This is a genomic window from candidate division KSB1 bacterium, from assembly GCA_016214895.1.
In the GTDB taxonomy this organism is placed as follows: domain Bacteria; phylum Electryoneota; class RPQS01; order RPQS01; family RPQS01; genus JACRMR01.
Map to the genome: position 1 here is coordinate 175,467 of JACRMR010000025.1, position 15,521 is coordinate 190,987.

The following is a 15,521-nucleotide window of genomic DNA, read 5'->3' on the forward strand; positions in this document are numbered from 1 at the left end:
CCGCACGGATCAATTGAAGGCGCGGTCCGTCAACTCCGCCTGCTCGCGCTCGTGTTGTTCGACAAATCCCGAGGCGGACGAACTGGATTCCTTGCGGCAGATGACGTCGAGGTCATAATCGGTCAGCTTGCGCCGCAGATAGCTCCAGGCGCCGAAATTTTCCGGCTCTTCCTGCACCCAGTGAGTGGATTTCACCGCCTTGTATTTCTGCAAAATCGCCGCGAGCTGCTCGGTCGGCAACGGGTAGTACTGCTCGAGACGCACCAGCGCCACGTCCTTGCGTTTGTCGCGCTCGCGGCGCTCGAGCAACTGGTAATACAGCTTGCCGGACGTCAAGATCAGCCGAGTCACGGCCTTGGGATCCGCCGGCGCGTCGTCGATCAACTCGTGGAAGCGCGTCCCCGGTCCAAAGGCTTCCAGCGGACTCACGCAGAGCGGGTGACGCAGCAGGCTCTTCGGCGAAAGCACGATCAGCGGCTTGCGGAACGGTCGCGCGAATTGACGACGCAACGCGTGAAAGAAATTGGCGGGCGTCGAGCAGTTTACCACTTGAATGTTGTGATCCGCGGCCAACTGCAGAAAGCGCTCGGGTCTGCCGGACGTGTGCTCCGGACCCTGCCCTTCCGCGCCGTGCGGCAGCAACATCACCAGCCCGTTCTGGTGCTTCCATTTCACCTCGCCGCCGATCACGAATTGGTCGATGATGATCTGCGCGCCGTTGGCAAAATCGCCGAACTGGGCCTCCCAGACCGTCAGGGCCTCCGGCATCGCCATCGCGAAGCCGTACTCAAAACCCAACACGGCCATCTCCGACAACAGCGAATTGTAGATTTGAAACGAGGCCTGCTGCTCGCTGACGTGATGCAGCGGACAATACTCCTCTTCCGAATCTTCAATCCGCAGGATCGCGTGGCGATGAGAAAATGTCCCGCGCTCGACATCCTGACCCGTGATTCGCACCGGACGTCCTTCGTTCACGAGCGAGCCGTAGGCCAATAACTCGCCCATGGCCCAATCGAGCTTGTTGTGTTCGTCGAGCAGGTGACGCCGGTCGCTGAGAATCTTCACGACCTTCTGAAAGAAGGCCTTTCCGGCGGGCAAGTCGGTGAGCTTTTCCGAGATCTTGCGCGCGGTCTTTAACTCAATGCCGGTGATTGGAGATTCGACGAAGTCCGGCGCCGTCGCCAGCCGGTAATGCTGCCAGACCTCCTCAGTGAAGGATGGCTCCAGTTCGGCGGGCTGCTGTTTGGCCTGTTCGTACTTGCGCTGACAGAGATCCTGAAAATCGCTCTGCAGCCGGCGCGCCTCGACCTCCGTCAAGGTGCCCCGCTCGATCAGCTTGCGCGAGTAAATCTCCAGCAAGTTCGGATGCCGGGCGATGGCCTTGTAGAGGATCGGCTGCGTGAACCGCGGTTCGTCGCCTTCGTTGTGCCCGTACTTGCGATAACCGAGGATGTCGATGAACACGTCACGATTGAATTGCTGGCGGAATTCCAGCGCCAGTTGAACCGTGTACACCACCGCTTCCACGTCATCGCCGTTCACATGAAACACCGGCGACAGCGTGACTTTGGCGACGTCCGTGCAATACGTACTTGACCGCGCGTCCAGATAATTGGTCGTGAAACCGACCTGATTGTTCAACACGACGTGCACGGTGCCGCCGGTGCGGTACCCGTCCAGCGTGGACATCTGAAGCAGCTCGTAAATCACGCCCTGACCCGCGATCGAGGCGTCGCCGTGCACGACAATCGGCGCAATCCGTTTCAGGTCGCTGCCATAGCGATGGTCCAGCTTGGCTCGAACGAGGCCCTCGACAATCGGGTCCACGGCCTCCAGATGCGACGGGTTGGGACAAACCGACAACTTCACGCGTTTGCCGCTGCGCGTGAGGCGTTCACACGCATGACCAAGATGGTACTTAACGTCGCCCGCGAAGGCATTGTCCGCGTAACTCTTGCCCTCGAACTCCGCGAAGATGTGATCGAGCTCCTTGCCCAGAATGTTCGGCAGGATCGTCAAGCGTCCGCGATGGGCCATGCCGATCACGAATTCTTCGATCCCCAGATTTGCACCCAGTTCGACAATCGCGTCCATCGCCGGAATGAACGCGTCCACGCCTTCGAGAGAAAATCGCTTCTGACCGACAAACCGGCTGTGCATGAACTTCTCGAGCACCACCGTCCGCGTGATGTTGTCGAGAATCTGCAATTGTTCGTCCCGCGTAAAATTGCGCCGGTTCCGCGTCGATTCCATCCGCGTCCGCAGCCAGTCCCGCATCTTGGGGTGCGGAATGTACATGTACTCAACCGCGACCGACTGGCAATACGTCTCATCGAGCAGTTGCACGATGTCACGCAGCCGCGCCGGGCCCAGACCGACCTCGCGACCGGCCTCAAACACGGTGTTCAAGTCCGACTCGCCGAGTCCAAACCGTTCCAACGTGAGCGGGTCTTCGTACTTCCGCCGTTCGCGAACCGGATTCGTCTTCGTGAACAGGTGCCCGCGCTCACGATACTCCTCGATCATCGCCAGCACCCGCGACTCCTTGACGAATTTCTCCGAGGCCACGGCGGACCCACCGACCTCACCGTTCATCGAGCGCGCGAAGTCGAAGCCTTCGAAAAACTTCCGCCAAGTCAGGTCGATGGACTCGGGGTTCGCCAGAAACTGACGATAGATATCCTCAATGACGCCGGGATCCGCGTTGGCGAGGTAAGTATGACTGCGTGTTTCCGTGGACATGACTGGTGAGCCTGAAGCGGTCAATCCGACGGACGGACTCGATCAAGCTTTTCGATTACAAAACCTTAGACGCTAAATTGGATGAGTTGACGAATATATAATGTAGCCAAAACCAGCGCCCGAGTCAAGTTGGCTGACCGCCAGGAGCGAGCTGTGGCGAGGTCCGGGCGATGAACCGACGGGGAGTTGGATGGCCATTCCCGGCTCGATAACCTCGCCACTCGACGTTCTGTTCCACGACCTACGATTTCGCCTGATGTAATTGTTTATTAATACGATGTTTAATGTTCTACTGAAAACGCGAAAACCGGACAGGCGCTTGGCCTGTCCGGTTTGTTTGAAGTGAGCAACCGCGATCTGTCCTTAGCCGATGACGCGGTAGGGGCAGGCCCAGCCGCCGGCGTCATAGGGTCCCTCTGAATCGTACATGGTTTCCCAGTCCATAAAGTCAATCGCTGCATGAAATAAGCCCGGTCGAGATGGTGCGAGGTACGATCCCGTATAGACTCCATCTCCGGCGACTTCGTCCGGCGACACGCCGTCATCCAGCAGTGGGAGGCGAACCAGACGCCCCGCCCGGTAAGCGAAGGGATGCAGGACCGAGAAAGCCGGATCAGAGAGGTTGGCGGTAGCTTTGATTGTCAGCTCTTGTTCCGCACTCACGGTCAGTACGGTCTCGCGGTTCAAGTATGTGTTGAGCGGATCCGTGAGGTCGAGCAGCGTGACCGGCCCGGAATCGCTCGCGGCGATGACTTGCAGCCGGATCGGAGACACGGTGTGTGGATTCGGGGTGCTGCTTTCCAGAGTCTCCGGGGTGACCTCCGTAATGCGCCAGTTCAACCGGGGGAAGCGCGTCCGATCGACGCGTATCGCATGGGCCTTGCGCACGCATGTATTGTACATCGGCTTTTCGATCGCGGTCGGCACTCCGCCGGTCGTATCGGTGACTAACCGAAGCACACCGTTCCATTGCCGGGTCCGGGTGATCGTCGCCAGTGTGTCGCCGCTGAATTCCACCACGATGGCCACCTGAGACCGATGCCCAATCCGCGCCCAGCGAAGCGGCGAAATGACCTCATCGGTTGACCCGCCGCCGGTATCGTCGCTGGCCCAGGAGTCCACATCGTCCAGCTCCACATCTTCGGTCATCATGGCGATGAGCGCCTGCTCATCCGTCTCCGCGGAGCTTTGGTCGCCGTCGTCCGTGGACTTGTCGGAGCAACCGACAAGCGCCAACGCGGCGATGCCAAGCAGGACTGGAGCCCAGCGTATCTGATTCGTTTTCATGAGGTAACTCTCCTCTTATCGGGATTGAAGTGATCTAACGGTCGATTGGTCACGCTTCCACACATTAGTGGCTCCCGGTCGGCAAAAGGTTTAACCATGCACGCAGACCATCATGGAATAATTTCGAGTTGTTTGGAGGACCTCATGGACTTTGCGTGGTCTTTTGCGACAATGCTGAGGCAAAACCACTACATGAGACGGGTCGCAGCAGGCCTTGCCCGAGAGCATGCTGCAAGACGGAGACCGAGCTTGAAAGGGAACGCCGCCGACCCGACAATCCTGCTCTAACTTATTATAAAATTATCTATTAAGTGTGGTCAGAGACCCCAGACCGAGGGGCAAGCGGAACTGCCTACCTCAGTTTGCCAAAGATTGCCCTAAGTTCACTTGACTCCTATAGCTAAATCCCGTACCTTAGTCATGTTAATGGACATTCCGGTCTCCGTCCTGCCTAAGGAGTAAACGACTATGATCAAGCAGATCTGCTTTCTTTGCCTATCCTTGTTGCTGTTCAGCGTGGCTGCCTGGGCGCAGCCGTTCGCCGCGATTATCTATAATCTTGAAACCACGCTAACCACGACCTGTGGCGGCGATGTGTGCATCCCGGACGGGACCCCGATCCAGATCTTCTGGGATAACGATAATAACGGACCGGACGCGGACGACCCGCCGCCGCCGATCTGCGGGGTTACGCCACCCGACAGTGCCAATGACTGCGATCGCAGCACGCTCGTCATGAATGGTGACGAGTTACTGGGTCTCTGCGGTATGTTCTACTCAGAGGACACGTTTAACTCGTGCATCCAGCTTCCGAATCCGCCGGTCTATTTTCTACGCGTGTGTTTCGGCGGGATTCACTGGCAGTGCGCCTCGTTTACGTTGGCGTCGGGCATTCAGGAAGTCAACACGACGGGTTGGGTTTGCATCGATCAGCCGTGCGCCGGCTGCCCCGCGCCGCAGGCCCCGACCGCGATGTCGGCTACCGACAACCTCTGTTCGCTGATCGACGTGAATTGGAGTTACTCGGACACGGTGCAAAGCGTGGACTCATTTCTCGTGTATCGTGACGGGATACTAATCGGTTCGACTGCTTATGCCGGCGGCACTGATTTCACCTTCAGCGACAGCACCGCCGCTTCCGGCCAGACTTATCTGTACGGAGTCGAGGCACGCCGAGTCTGCACAGACCCGGCAGATTCGTCCGTCTCCTCGCGCATCAGCGACGGCGGTACGCGCCCCCCGCAGCCGCCGATTCCGACCGCGGTGACAGCCAGCGACAATTTCTGCGATTCGGTCGTGGTCTCGTTTAGCTATGGTACAAACCTGGGGGTCGATTCCTTCCTGGTCAAACGCAATGGCGTGCGTGTCGCCGCCATCGTCGCGCAGGGTGTCCCCGGTGCGCGTTCGGTGCGGCATACGGGCGCTCCCGCGGGTGTCGCTGCCTACACGGTTGTCGGCAAGAACGTACTCTGCGGAGAGGGAACGCCTTCCGCAGCGGATAATGGTTCCAATCTCGATCTATTGGCGCCCGCGAATTTCAGCGCCTCCGATGATCAGCCGAGCACCGTGATTCTCAACTGGAGCGATATCACCGGGGAGACCGGATATTCCATCTGGCGCGCCAATCAGGACGGCTCCGGCCCGGCGCAAATCGGCACGGTGGCAGCTAACATTATCACCTTCACCGACATCAATTGCACACAGGGTGTCGTCCGGCAGTATTGGGTGTATGGGACCGGCGGCGCGTGCGGAAACGGCGACGCCTCCGTGCATGACAACGGATCGTGCGGCAGCGGGCCGCCCCCGGTGCCGACCGTTCAGGCCACGGACAATCTGTGTGACAATATCGTGGTCACGTGGAACAACGTCGTGAATGAAACGGGCTACAATGTCTATCGCGATGCCGTGCTGCTGGGCTCGACCGCCGCGGACGTCACGATTTTCACGGACAATACGGCGGCCTCTGGAGCCACGTACAGCTACACCGTTTCCGCCTTCAATGTGGACGGCGAGAGTGATCAGAGTACGCCCGATAACGGCACCCGGCTGGGTATTCCGCCGGTGGTTCCCAACGTGGTCGCGACGGACACGAGTTGTTTCAATGTTCTCATCACGTGGACTAACGTGAACGGCGAGGCCGGTTATGTGGTGACCCGAAATGGAAACCAAATCGGCGCGGTTGGTGCGGACGCCGTTAGCTTTACGGACAATGCCGCGACTCCGGGTACCGTTTACACCTACGGAGTTGCGGCATTCAATGCCTGCGGGCAGGGTGAGGCCGGGCAAGATCAAGGGACGCGCACGGCCGGCGCTCCGGCCACGCCGACCGGATTGACCGCCAGCGACAACACCTGCAACGTCGTGAACGTCGTCTGGAACGATGTCGCCACGGAGACTTCGTACGGAATCGTCCGCTCGAACAACGATGGCTCTAATCCGGAGACCATCGGGACCAATGCGGCCAATGACACGACGTTCGATGACAACACCGCGACGTTCGGAGTCACGTTCCGCTACTGGGTGGTCGGACACAACGAGTGCGGCTCCAGTGAAGTCTCGGCGTTCGACGCGGGTTCGCGGATCACGACGCCGCCGCAAGTCGTGGGTGTGCTGGTGACGAATGCGACCCGCTGTGACTCCGTGGTCGTGACCTGGACCGATGTCGCCGGGGAGACGCAGTACAGCGTGCTGCGAAACAGCACAGTGATTGGAACCGTCGCTGCAAACGTGGTCCGCTTCGCGGACGCGACCGCCGTGCCCGGAACCGTGTATTCCTATCAGGTCCAGGCCGTCAACACCTGTGGTAACGGAACGATCAGCGACGGAGTGCAGGGTTCCCTTCACGCTCCGGCGGGTCCGGTCACGAACGTCGTTGCTTCCGATGACAACTGCCTGCAGGTCCTGATCACGTGGAATGCGCAGGCCGGTATCGACAGCTTTGTGGTCTTCCGCAGTGCTGTACGTTTGGCCGCCGTTTCCGGAGGCACAACTTCTTATGCGGATGTTACGGCTGCCGTGGGTGTGACCTATGCCTACACCGTCGTCGCGTATAATCTATGCGGCGCTGGACCGGCTTCTACTCCCGACAACGGGACACGCACATCAGGTGCGCTGCCGCCCGTTGGCACGGTGACCGCGACCAACGACCTCTGCGCAACCGTGGTGGTCGATTGGTCGAACATCGCCGAGGAAGACTCGTTCCAGATTCGTCGCGATGGCCTTCGGATCGGAGGCACGGCGGCGAATGTGCTCACGTTCACGGACGGAACGGCTCAAGTCGGTGTCACTTACAGTTATACGATCGTGGCCTACAACGTCTGCGGTGAAGGCGCGAGTTCCGCGCCTGCTTCCGGCGGACTTGCTCCGCGACCGGCGGCTCCGGCCTCCGTTACCATCCTCGCCGGGTGTCCGACTCTGGAAGTCAACTGGTCGCTATCCAGCGGCGCGTTGACTTACATCGTCACCCGGGACGGTGCGACGATTGCCACGGTCAATCACCCTACGGACAGCTACGTGGACGATCCGGGCGACAACGCCCCGCATGCTTATCAAGTCACCGCGTCCAATGCTTGCGGCGCGGGACTCCCCAGCGCGAGTGTTAACGGCCAACGGCAGGGCAACACTCCGCCCCCCACCAACCTGGCCATCGATCAGAGCAATTGCGGCCTCGTGATTCTAACCTGGGACCCGACACCGGATACCGAGGGGAGCATCATCTACCGCAATGGCGCAGCCCTCGACACGGTGGCGGCCGACGTGAGTTGGTATTTCGACAGCCCGCCGGGAGGGGATAACGTCTATTGGGTTTCCGCGTACACCGCCGAGTGCGGCGAAAGCGTGCCCTCGGTGAACGTCACCATAACCGTCGATCAGCCCGCGATTTTCGGACAGTCGTTCGCGACGGCCAATCTGCCCGCCGGCTGGACCGTCCAGCATCTCGGCTCGACCACCGATCCATGGCACATTCAGAACTTCGGTGACGGCAACTTCGCTCCGCAAACTTCTCTGCAAGGGACGGCAGTGGCCGCGCTCGAATATCTGGTGTCTCCGATTCTCGATTTGACGGGAGCGAGTGATCTTACGATCAGCTTTGTCTCCAAGATGCGGGACAATCCGGGCGCCTTTGGCTACCTGCAAGCGTCACTGGACAGCGGCAATACGTGGCCGTTCGACCTGTTGACCTTGATCGGCAACGATACGATCATCGCGAGCCGTCACCTGTCGGTCGTCTTCAACGGCGCGACCGGTGCGCGCTTCCGCTGGAAATTCACCGGCAGCTGTTCGCAGCCTGCCGCCTGGTCGATCGATGACATCCGGATTTGCGGCACCGTCACGGATGCCCCGGCACCATCGACGATTACCGGCTTCGAGGTCGCCGACAACTCGAATGGCAGCGTTACGCTGTCGTGGGATGCTGCCCGCAGTATCTTCTTCGCGGGTTACGACCTCGCCTACGGGATGAACGGGGACCTCAGTGACGCCACGTTGCTGAGCTCGAACGACTATCTCGAACTGGCCGAAATCGGCTGCGGACTCTTCGCCGTGAATGGATTGGAACCGAATCTGCCGTACTTCTTCGCCGTTCGCATGCGGGATCAGTTCGGGAATGCGTCGGACTTCTCGGAGATCGTGAGCGCCAGCGCGATGCCGGAACAGAGCGGCCCGCTGCTGGAAAACCCGCACGCCGACGAACATGGCAGTTGGTGGAACACCGAGCAGGTCGTCATCCCGGTTCGCGTGATTGACGCCAGCGCGGTTGATCTATCGACGCTCGAAATCCGGGCCGACCTCGATGGCAACGGCAGTTACGAGGAAGCCGAGGGTTGGCAGCCGGCGGTTATTCTCGGACAGGACCCAGAGGGGGTCATGTCGATTGCGGCGACCTTCCCGACCGAAGGCGCCGGATTGCGGTACGAATTGCGCGCCACGGACGAGTGGGGCAACATCGGCTACAGCGGTGACGAGCAAACCGCAGGCATCGCCGACGACTGGAGCGTGAACGTCGATCTGACGGCCCCGGAACCGGTCGAGAATTTCGCCCCGTCAAGCTGGACGACGACGGAGATGATTCAGCTCGTCTGGCTGCCGTCGAATGATATCAGTGCGTCGCATTACGAGATCTATCTGGGCACGCACCCGGACATCACCGAGCTTGACGCGCTGTGGGATGCCAAGCAGGATCCGGCGCTCGCAAATCGGGATACTTACTACACGACGATTGAAGGCCTCGCTCCCGCGACCGTCTATTACTTCCGCATGCGGACGATCGATGCGGCCGGGCACGTCGGCGAATGGTCGGAAGAGATCTCCGTCGCTACGGTCGGTGAGATCGCCGCGTCCGCCATCGACGACCTGACGATTCACACCGTTATGGTCGGCGAGCACAAGGATCAGGTCGCGGTGCAATTGCGCTGGTCACCGGTTTCGACGGACGTGAACGGCAACGCGATCCCGGTCAGCGGCTATCGCATCTACGCGAATTCCGACGTCGAGTATGCTCCGGCGGTGGAGCTGCTGATTGGCGAATCCACGTCGTCCGAATTCGTGATCGAGAATCTGGCTACACTGTCCGGAAGTACCTTCTTCACGGTCACCGCGGTAGTCGGCCAGAGTGACGGGTCGGAGGGCAGTACTCCGGTGCAGATCGATGGGTCGATCCGCCGGTAGTTGTTAGCAAGGTGCTTCGTTTGAAGACGCCGAGGGGCATGCCGGAAGGTGTGCCCTTCGCTTTTTGCCCCGGGACTTGACTTTTCAGTTCGCGGTGCTTATATTATCGTTTGACTTAATCAGTTGACTGACTGCATCTATTACGTAAAGCGATAATCTGAATGAGTTTGGCCGATCAAGCAGACAGAAATCCGGCGATCAGGAACGGTGCGGATGACGGCTTTGACCGAATTCTAAACCGAATCCCGGAACACCTCCGACCGCCGGAGCCGGGGTCGCCACGGGGCCGGATCCTGAGCGCGGCGCGCCGCCTGTTCGCCGAGCAAGGCCTCGAAGCCACTTCCACCCGCGAAATCGCCGATGCCGCTGAAGTGAATCTGGCCATGATCCACTATTACTTCGGCAGCAAAGAACAGCTCTATCGTCGGACTATCGCCGGGATGATCCTCGAGCTGTTTCAGCAGGTCGCCGACAGCATTCAAGCCGAGCTGCCTCCGGCGCAGCGACTCATGCAATTCCCCCTGTTGATCATGAAAGCGATGCGCGACTCACCCACCACGGCCGCGATCATGCGCCGCGAAATCGCCAACGGCGCGCCGCAGGTCCGAGAGGTTGTCCGTTCGCTGGGGGAGTTGGGTCCGCAGGGGTTCGCGCAAGTCTTCGCGGCACTGTACCACGAGGCTGTCGCATCCGGCGAAGTGCGGAGCCTGCCCGTGGACGCCGTGCGTGAATTTGTGATTTCACTGGCCTACAGTTCCGTGTTTATGGGGCCGCTCTTTCAATTGATCCCCCGCGAAAACAGCGGCGACCCCGAAATCGCCTGGCAAGAACGCCATGAGGTGTTCGCGAAGCTGCTTCAGCACGCACTCCTTGTGGAACCAAAATCGACATGAAGAACTTCTCCTCTACTACCTCGCGATGGATCTCACTCGTCGCACTCGCGGCGCTGATCGGCCTGGCCGGTTGCGGGAAACGCGAAGCAGTCCTGAATCCGTCGGGCACACTGGAAGCGACGGAGATCGACGTCGCTTCGCTGCTGGCGGGGCGCGTCCTGCAAGTGCGGGCGAAACTCGGTGATCCGGTGCGGGCAGGCGATACGCTGGTCGTCATCGACACGGAGTTGCTGTCGTTGCAACGCGCGCAGACGGAGTCCAATGGCCGGACGCTGGCCGCACAAAAGCTCGTGGCTCGCGATGCGCGGTCGCAGGCTCAACATGGCTTGGACCTGGCGGAACTCACCTATAATCGCCTGCGCGCATTGCTCGAACAGGGATCGGTTACGCGACAACAGGTTGACGAAGCGGAAACGAAACGAGCCGTGGCGATGTCCCAAGTTTCGGGGGCCGCTCACCAAATCGCCGCAATCGAAGCCGAAGCACTTAAGCTGCAATCGACACTTGCGGTGCTCGACCGGCAGATGAAGGACGGAGTCGTGCTCGCCCCGGCTTCCGGTACGGTTCTGATGCGGACAATCGAACCGGGCGAAATGGCCGCGCCCGGAGTTACCCTGATGCGAATCGCGGACCTGTCGCAGCTCGAACTGCGCGTCTTTCTCGGGGAACTGGATCTCGCACGGGTCAAGATCGGCCAACAACTCGACGTGTTGGTCGATGCGCTCGACGGCGCATCGCTGCGCGGTGAAATCGCGTGGATCAGTTCCGAAGCGGAGTTCACGCCCAAGAACGCGCAGACCCGCTCCGCGCGAACGCAGCTCGTGTATGCGATTAAGCTGCGGATCGCCAATCCCGACGGCAAACTGCATATCGGCATGCCGGCCGAAGTGAAACTGTGAACCCCCAGGAGGAAGGGTCCGCCGCGGACGCCCGCCATCTCGGCTACATCCGCTTCCGGCAACTCCGCAAGTCCTACGGCGAAACGGTCGCCGTTGACGGTCTTGAGTTCGCGGTGCAACCGGGCGAGATCTTCGGTCTGATCGGGCCCGACGGCGCGGGCAAGACCACCGCCATGCGAATCGCCTGCGCGTTACTGCTGCCCGACGCGGGCGAGGTTCGCGTGTTCGGTTACGATTGCGTGAGTGAAGCGCGCAAGATCAAGCATCATCTCGGCTACATGCCGCAGCGATTCAGCTTGTACGCGGATCTCACCGTCGCCGAGAATCTGCGTTTCTTCGCGGATCTTTACGATGTCCCGGCCCGCGAGCGAATTCAACGCGAGGAACGACTCATGCAATTCAGCCGGCTGGGCCCGTTTCGCCATCGGCGCGCGGGCAAACTGTCCGGCGGCATGAAGCAGAAGCTCGCGCTGTCGTGTACGCTGATTCACACTCCGGAAGTGCTGATTCTTGACGAACCGACGACCGGAGTTGATCCGGTCAGCCGGCAGGAATTCTGGACAATTCTGCGCGACCTCGCGACCGAGGGCAAAGCGCTGCTGGTCAGTACGCCATATATGGATGAAGCCGGACTCTGTGACCGCGTAGCGCTCATGCATCGCGGCAGAGTGCTGGGCCTCGGCGCTCCGGCTGACGTCCCGCGCCTGTTTCGACAGCGGCTGATCGAGGTGCGAGGTGAGGACCTCGATCGCGCGCGGCGCAAGTTGACGTCGTTGGCATCCGCCGTCTCCGTCAATCGCTTCGGCGACCGCCTGCACGTCGTCCATCAATCCGCCGAGCAGGAGCAGATCGTCCGCGACCTACTGGCGGATCTGGACATCGAGCTGGAAACCGTGGAACCGACCATTGAAGATACTTTCGTCTCCTTGATGAGTGGCGCGAGCGACGCGGCATGACGCACGCACCGGCTACTCTTGTCCCTGACGAGCGTCACGGCAGCCTGGAGGGAATCGCCGTACGCGCGCGTCATTTGACCCGCAGCTTCGGCAAATTCGTGGCCGTCGATGCGATCAATCTGGATGTTCGCCAAGGCGAAATCTTCGGATTCCTCGGCGCCAACGGCGCGGGCAAGACGACGGCAATCCGCATGCTCTGCGGACTGCTCCTGCCCTCCGCGGGTGAGGGGTGGGTTGACGGTCTCGCGATCTCGTCACAGACCAATCAAATCAAGCGCCGGATCGGCTACATGAGCCAGAAGTTTTCGCTCTACGCCGATTTGACCGTGGCGGAGAACCTGACGTTCTATGGGGGCATCTACGGGCTGACGATGCCCGAGATTCGCGAGCGCAGCGCGGCACTCTATGCGCGGCTGGGGCTCGAATCCCAGCGCAACATGTTGACGGGATCGCTGCCGCTCGGCTACAAACAACGACTGGCGCTGGGCTGCGCGACGCTGCACCGGCCGCGAATCGTCTTTCTCGACGAACCCACCGGAGGCGTTGACCCCGTCGCCCGCCGCGAATTCTGGAACCTGATCTATGAGCTGGCCGACGCCGGTTCCACGATCTTCGTCACCACTCATTACATGGATGAGGCCGAGTACTGCGGCCGTGTCTCCATCATGGACCGCGGCAAAATCATTGCGCTGGACGCGCCGCGTGAATTGAAACGACAACTCGGTGCGGATTCCATGCAGCAGGTATTTCTGGCGCTGGTCGAGCCGTCCGCGCGGAGTGACTCGTGAAACGCGTTTGGGCCATCGCCCGCAAGGAGTTTCTGCACATCCTGCGCGATCCGCGGAGTCTTGCCGTCGCCATCCTGATGCCGCTCATGATGGTCGTCTTGTATGGTTATGCGATCGACATGGAGATGAAGCGACTGCGAGTGGCGGTGATCGACCTCGACCACACGGCTCAGAGTCGGGACTTCGTGCGGCAGATGACCGCGGGCGAATTCATCGTGGTGGTCGGAGAACTCCGCTCGCGCGACGAGATCGAACCCGCCTTTCGCCGCGGCCTCTATCACGCCGTCGTCGTGCTGCCGAACGGCTATGCCGCGTCGATCGCGACCGACGCGGTCACCCGAATTCAAGTCATGATTGACGGCGCCGACGGCACGACTGCCGCCACCGTTGACAACTACCTCAACGCGCTGATTGCCCGGGCCAATCGTGAGTTGGCGATCGAGCGGCTGGGCGTGGGGGCGATGCCGATCGAGCCGCGCCCGCGAATCTTCTTCAATCCGGAACTCGTCAGCGCGCACTTCGTCGTCCCCGGTCTCGTCGCGGTGGTCCTGATCATGATTTGCGCGTTGCTGACCAGCATCGCGATCACTCGCGAAAAGGAAAACGGCACGCTCGAACAGATCTTGACCACACCGATCCGCGCGCCGCAGGTCATCATCGGCAAGGTCCTGCCCTACCTGCTCATCGCGTCCGTGGATGCCGCCCTCGTGATCATGATCGGCCGCACTGTCTTCGGCGTGCCGATGCAGGGATCCTGGCTCGTGCTGGCGGCTTATAGTATCATTTACCTCGGCGTTGCGCTCGGCATCGGACTCGTCATATCCGCCATTACGAATTCGCAGCAGGTCGCCATGATGGTCGCGCTGCTGGCCACGATGCTCCCTTCGATCATGCTCTCCGGCTTTATCTTTCCGATTCGCAGCATGCCGCTGCCGCTGCAATACATCTGCCACGTCATGCCGGCGACCTACTATCTTGAAATCATTCGCGGGATCATGCTCAAAGGAGATGCCTGGTTTCCGGTTCAGGCCGGCGTGCTGCTGGTGATGTGTGTCTTGCTGCTGACACTCGCCGCGCGCAAGTTCAACGCCCGAATCGAGTGATGAAGAGCCTCAGACCCATTCTCTTCTTCGTGCGCAAGGAGTTCATCCAGTTCCGGCGCGACCCACAGATGAAGCGTATCGTGTTTGTCATGCCGACCATTCAGTTGCTCGTGCTGGCGTACGCCTTGACCACCGACCTGCGAAACGTCCGGCTGGCCGTGCTCGATCAGGACTGCACGCAGGAAAGCCGCGAGCTTGCGTCAGCGTTCCTGACCAGTGATCTGTTCGAGCAACGGGCCGTGGTCAAGAGCAGTGACGAGCTGGAGGTGCTCCTCAGTAGCGGCGCCGCCGATATCGGGATCAATATCCCGGTCAATTACGCCCGGGATCTGCTGACGGCTCGGCATGCGACAATCGGCATCGTCGTCGATGGCCAGAATTCCTCCAGCGCGGGACGCGCGGTCGGCTACGCCGAAGGAATATTACGCCAGGAGTCCCTGCGGAAACTCGTGGAAATCCGTGACTCCAGTCCGCGACTCGCCAATGGCCTCCGGCGGATTGAACCCCTGACCCGCTTCTTCTACAATCCGGAGTTGGTGAGCCGATATTACATGATCCCCGGGATCGTGGCCCTCCTGCTGACCGTCATCTCCGCGATGTTGACCGGTATGGCGATTGTTCGCGAACAGGAGATCGGAACGCTGGAGCAACTGCTCGTCAGCCCGCTGCGGCCCGGACAGATGATCGCGGGAAAGCTGATCCCGTTCACGATTCTGGCTTACCTCGAACTGGCTATCGCCGCGACGGTTGCCGTGTGGTGGTTCGACCTGCCCTTTGTCGGCTCGGTTTCGTTGCTCGCCTTCTGCTCGCTTTGTTACCTGCTCGTAACATTGGGCGGGGGTCTGCTCGCCTCGACGGTTTCCCACACGCAGCAGCAGGCTATGTTCACCGTCTGGTTCTTCCTGGTCTTCGGCATCCTCACCAGCGGGTTCTTCTACCCGATCGAGAACATGCCCAAGTGGATTCAGTACCTGACTTATGCTAATCCGATGCGCTATTTCATGGCCATCCTGCGCGCCATCTTTCTCAAGGGCGCACAGTTCTCAGACGTCCTGCCAAACCTGTTGCCCCTCGCCGCACTTGGAGTTATCACGTTCTCCACCGCGATTCTGAGGTTCCGTCGGCGCCTCGCCTGAGCGCCAACGACCTTGACTTGCCGCGAGGCCATCCAGCTTGCCGCCGC

9 protein-coding genes are annotated in these 15,521 nt (G+C 60.5%); 7 read left to right on the plus strand and 2 right to left on the minus strand.

Annotated elements, in window-relative coordinates:
• Nucleotides 1-9: 9 nt before the first annotated feature.
• Together HZB60_12765 and HZB60_12770 are read right to left on the minus strand one after the other, a co-directional pair.
• Nucleotides 10-2,745 carry a 2-oxoglutarate dehydrogenase E1 component gene (locus HZB60_12765; protein MBI5060638.1) on the minus strand — a complete coding sequence of 912 codons (2,736 nt, stop codon included), beginning with the start codon at nucleotides 2,743-2,745 and terminating at the stop codon, nucleotides 10-12.
• Between the two features lie 363 nt (nucleotides 2,746-3,108).
• Nucleotides 3,109-4,032 carry a hypothetical protein gene (locus tag HZB60_12770; GenBank protein MBI5060639.1) on the minus strand — a complete coding sequence of 308 codons (924 nt, stop codon included), beginning with the start codon at nucleotides 4,030-4,032 and terminating at the stop codon, nucleotides 3,109-3,111.
• 468 nt (nucleotides 4,033-4,500) lie between these two features.
• Here HZB60_12770 and HZB60_12775 point away from each other — a divergent pair, with 468 nt between their 5' ends.
• The 7 genes from HZB60_12775 to HZB60_12805 all read left to right on the plus strand — a co-directional run bounded on the left by HZB60_12775 (nucleotide 4,501) and on the right by HZB60_12805 (nucleotide 15,474).
• Complete coding sequence (locus HZB60_12775) at nucleotides 4,501-9,699, plus strand: hypothetical protein (GenBank protein MBI5060640.1); 5,199 nt, start codon at nucleotides 4,501-4,503, stop codon at nucleotides 9,697-9,699.
• Between the two features lie 161 nt (nucleotides 9,700-9,860).
• Nucleotides 9,861-10,592, plus strand: a complete 732-nt coding sequence (locus tag HZB60_12780; GenBank protein ID MBI5060641.1) for a TetR/AcrR family transcriptional regulator — start codon at nucleotides 9,861-9,863, stop codon at nucleotides 10,590-10,592.
• A complete protein-coding gene (locus HZB60_12785) occupies nucleotides 10,589-11,491 on the plus strand; it encodes an efflux RND transporter periplasmic adaptor subunit (protein ID MBI5060642.1) in 903 nt (300 codons plus the stop codon). Before HZB60_12780 ends, HZB60_12785 begins: the two co-directional genes overlap by 4 nt.
• 47 nt (nucleotides 11,492-11,538) lie before the next feature.
• Nucleotides 11,539-12,447: an ABC transporter ATP-binding protein gene (locus HZB60_12790; GenBank protein ID MBI5060643.1), complete on the plus strand. Its 909-nt coding sequence runs from the start codon at nucleotides 11,539-11,541 to the stop codon at nucleotides 12,445-12,447.
• Complete coding sequence (locus HZB60_12795) at nucleotides 12,444-13,235, plus strand: ABC transporter ATP-binding protein (GenBank protein ID MBI5060644.1); 792 nt, start codon at nucleotides 12,444-12,446, stop codon at nucleotides 13,233-13,235. The genes HZB60_12790 and HZB60_12795 overlap by 4 nt, the downstream gene beginning before the upstream one ends.
• The gene (locus tag HZB60_12800) at nucleotides 13,232-14,338 is read left to right on the plus strand and encodes an ABC transporter permease (GenBank protein MBI5060645.1); all 1,107 of its coding nucleotides are present in this window, start codon (nucleotides 13,232-13,234) and stop codon (nucleotides 14,336-14,338) included. Before HZB60_12795 ends, HZB60_12800 begins: the two co-directional genes overlap by 4 nt.
• Nucleotides 14,338-15,474, plus strand: coding sequence for an ABC transporter permease (locus HZB60_12805; protein ID MBI5060646.1), 1,137 nt, complete (start codon nucleotides 14,338-14,340; stop codon nucleotides 15,472-15,474). Before HZB60_12800 ends, HZB60_12805 begins: the two co-directional genes overlap by 1 nt.
• Nucleotides 15,475-15,521 lie beyond the last annotated feature (47 nt).

Excerpts from the sequence above, each read along its gene's own strand:
- HZB60_12780 (MBI5060641.1), top strand. The coding sequence starts at position 9,861 with ATGAGTTTGGCCGATCAAGCAGACAGAAATCCGGCGATCAGGAACGGT.
- HZB60_12765 (MBI5060638.1), bottom strand. The coding sequence starts at position 2,745 with ATGTCCACGGAAACACGCAGTCATACTTACCTCGCCAACGCGGATCCC.
- HZB60_12770 (MBI5060639.1), bottom strand. The coding sequence starts at position 4,032 with ATGAAAACGAATCAGATACGCTGGGCTCCAGTCCTGCTTGGCATCGCC.
- HZB60_12795 (MBI5060644.1), top strand. The coding sequence starts at position 12,444 with ATGACGCACGCACCGGCTACTCTTGTCCCTGACGAGCGTCACGGCAGC.
- HZB60_12805 (MBI5060646.1), top strand. The coding sequence starts at position 14,338 with ATGAAGAGCCTCAGACCCATTCTCTTCTTCGTGCGCAAGGAGTTCATC.
- HZB60_12785 (MBI5060642.1), top strand. The coding sequence starts at position 10,589 with ATGAAGAACTTCTCCTCTACTACCTCGCGATGGATCTCACTCGTCGCA.
- HZB60_12775 (MBI5060640.1), top strand. The coding sequence starts at position 4,501 with ATGATCAAGCAGATCTGCTTTCTTTGCCTATCCTTGTTGCTGTTCAGC.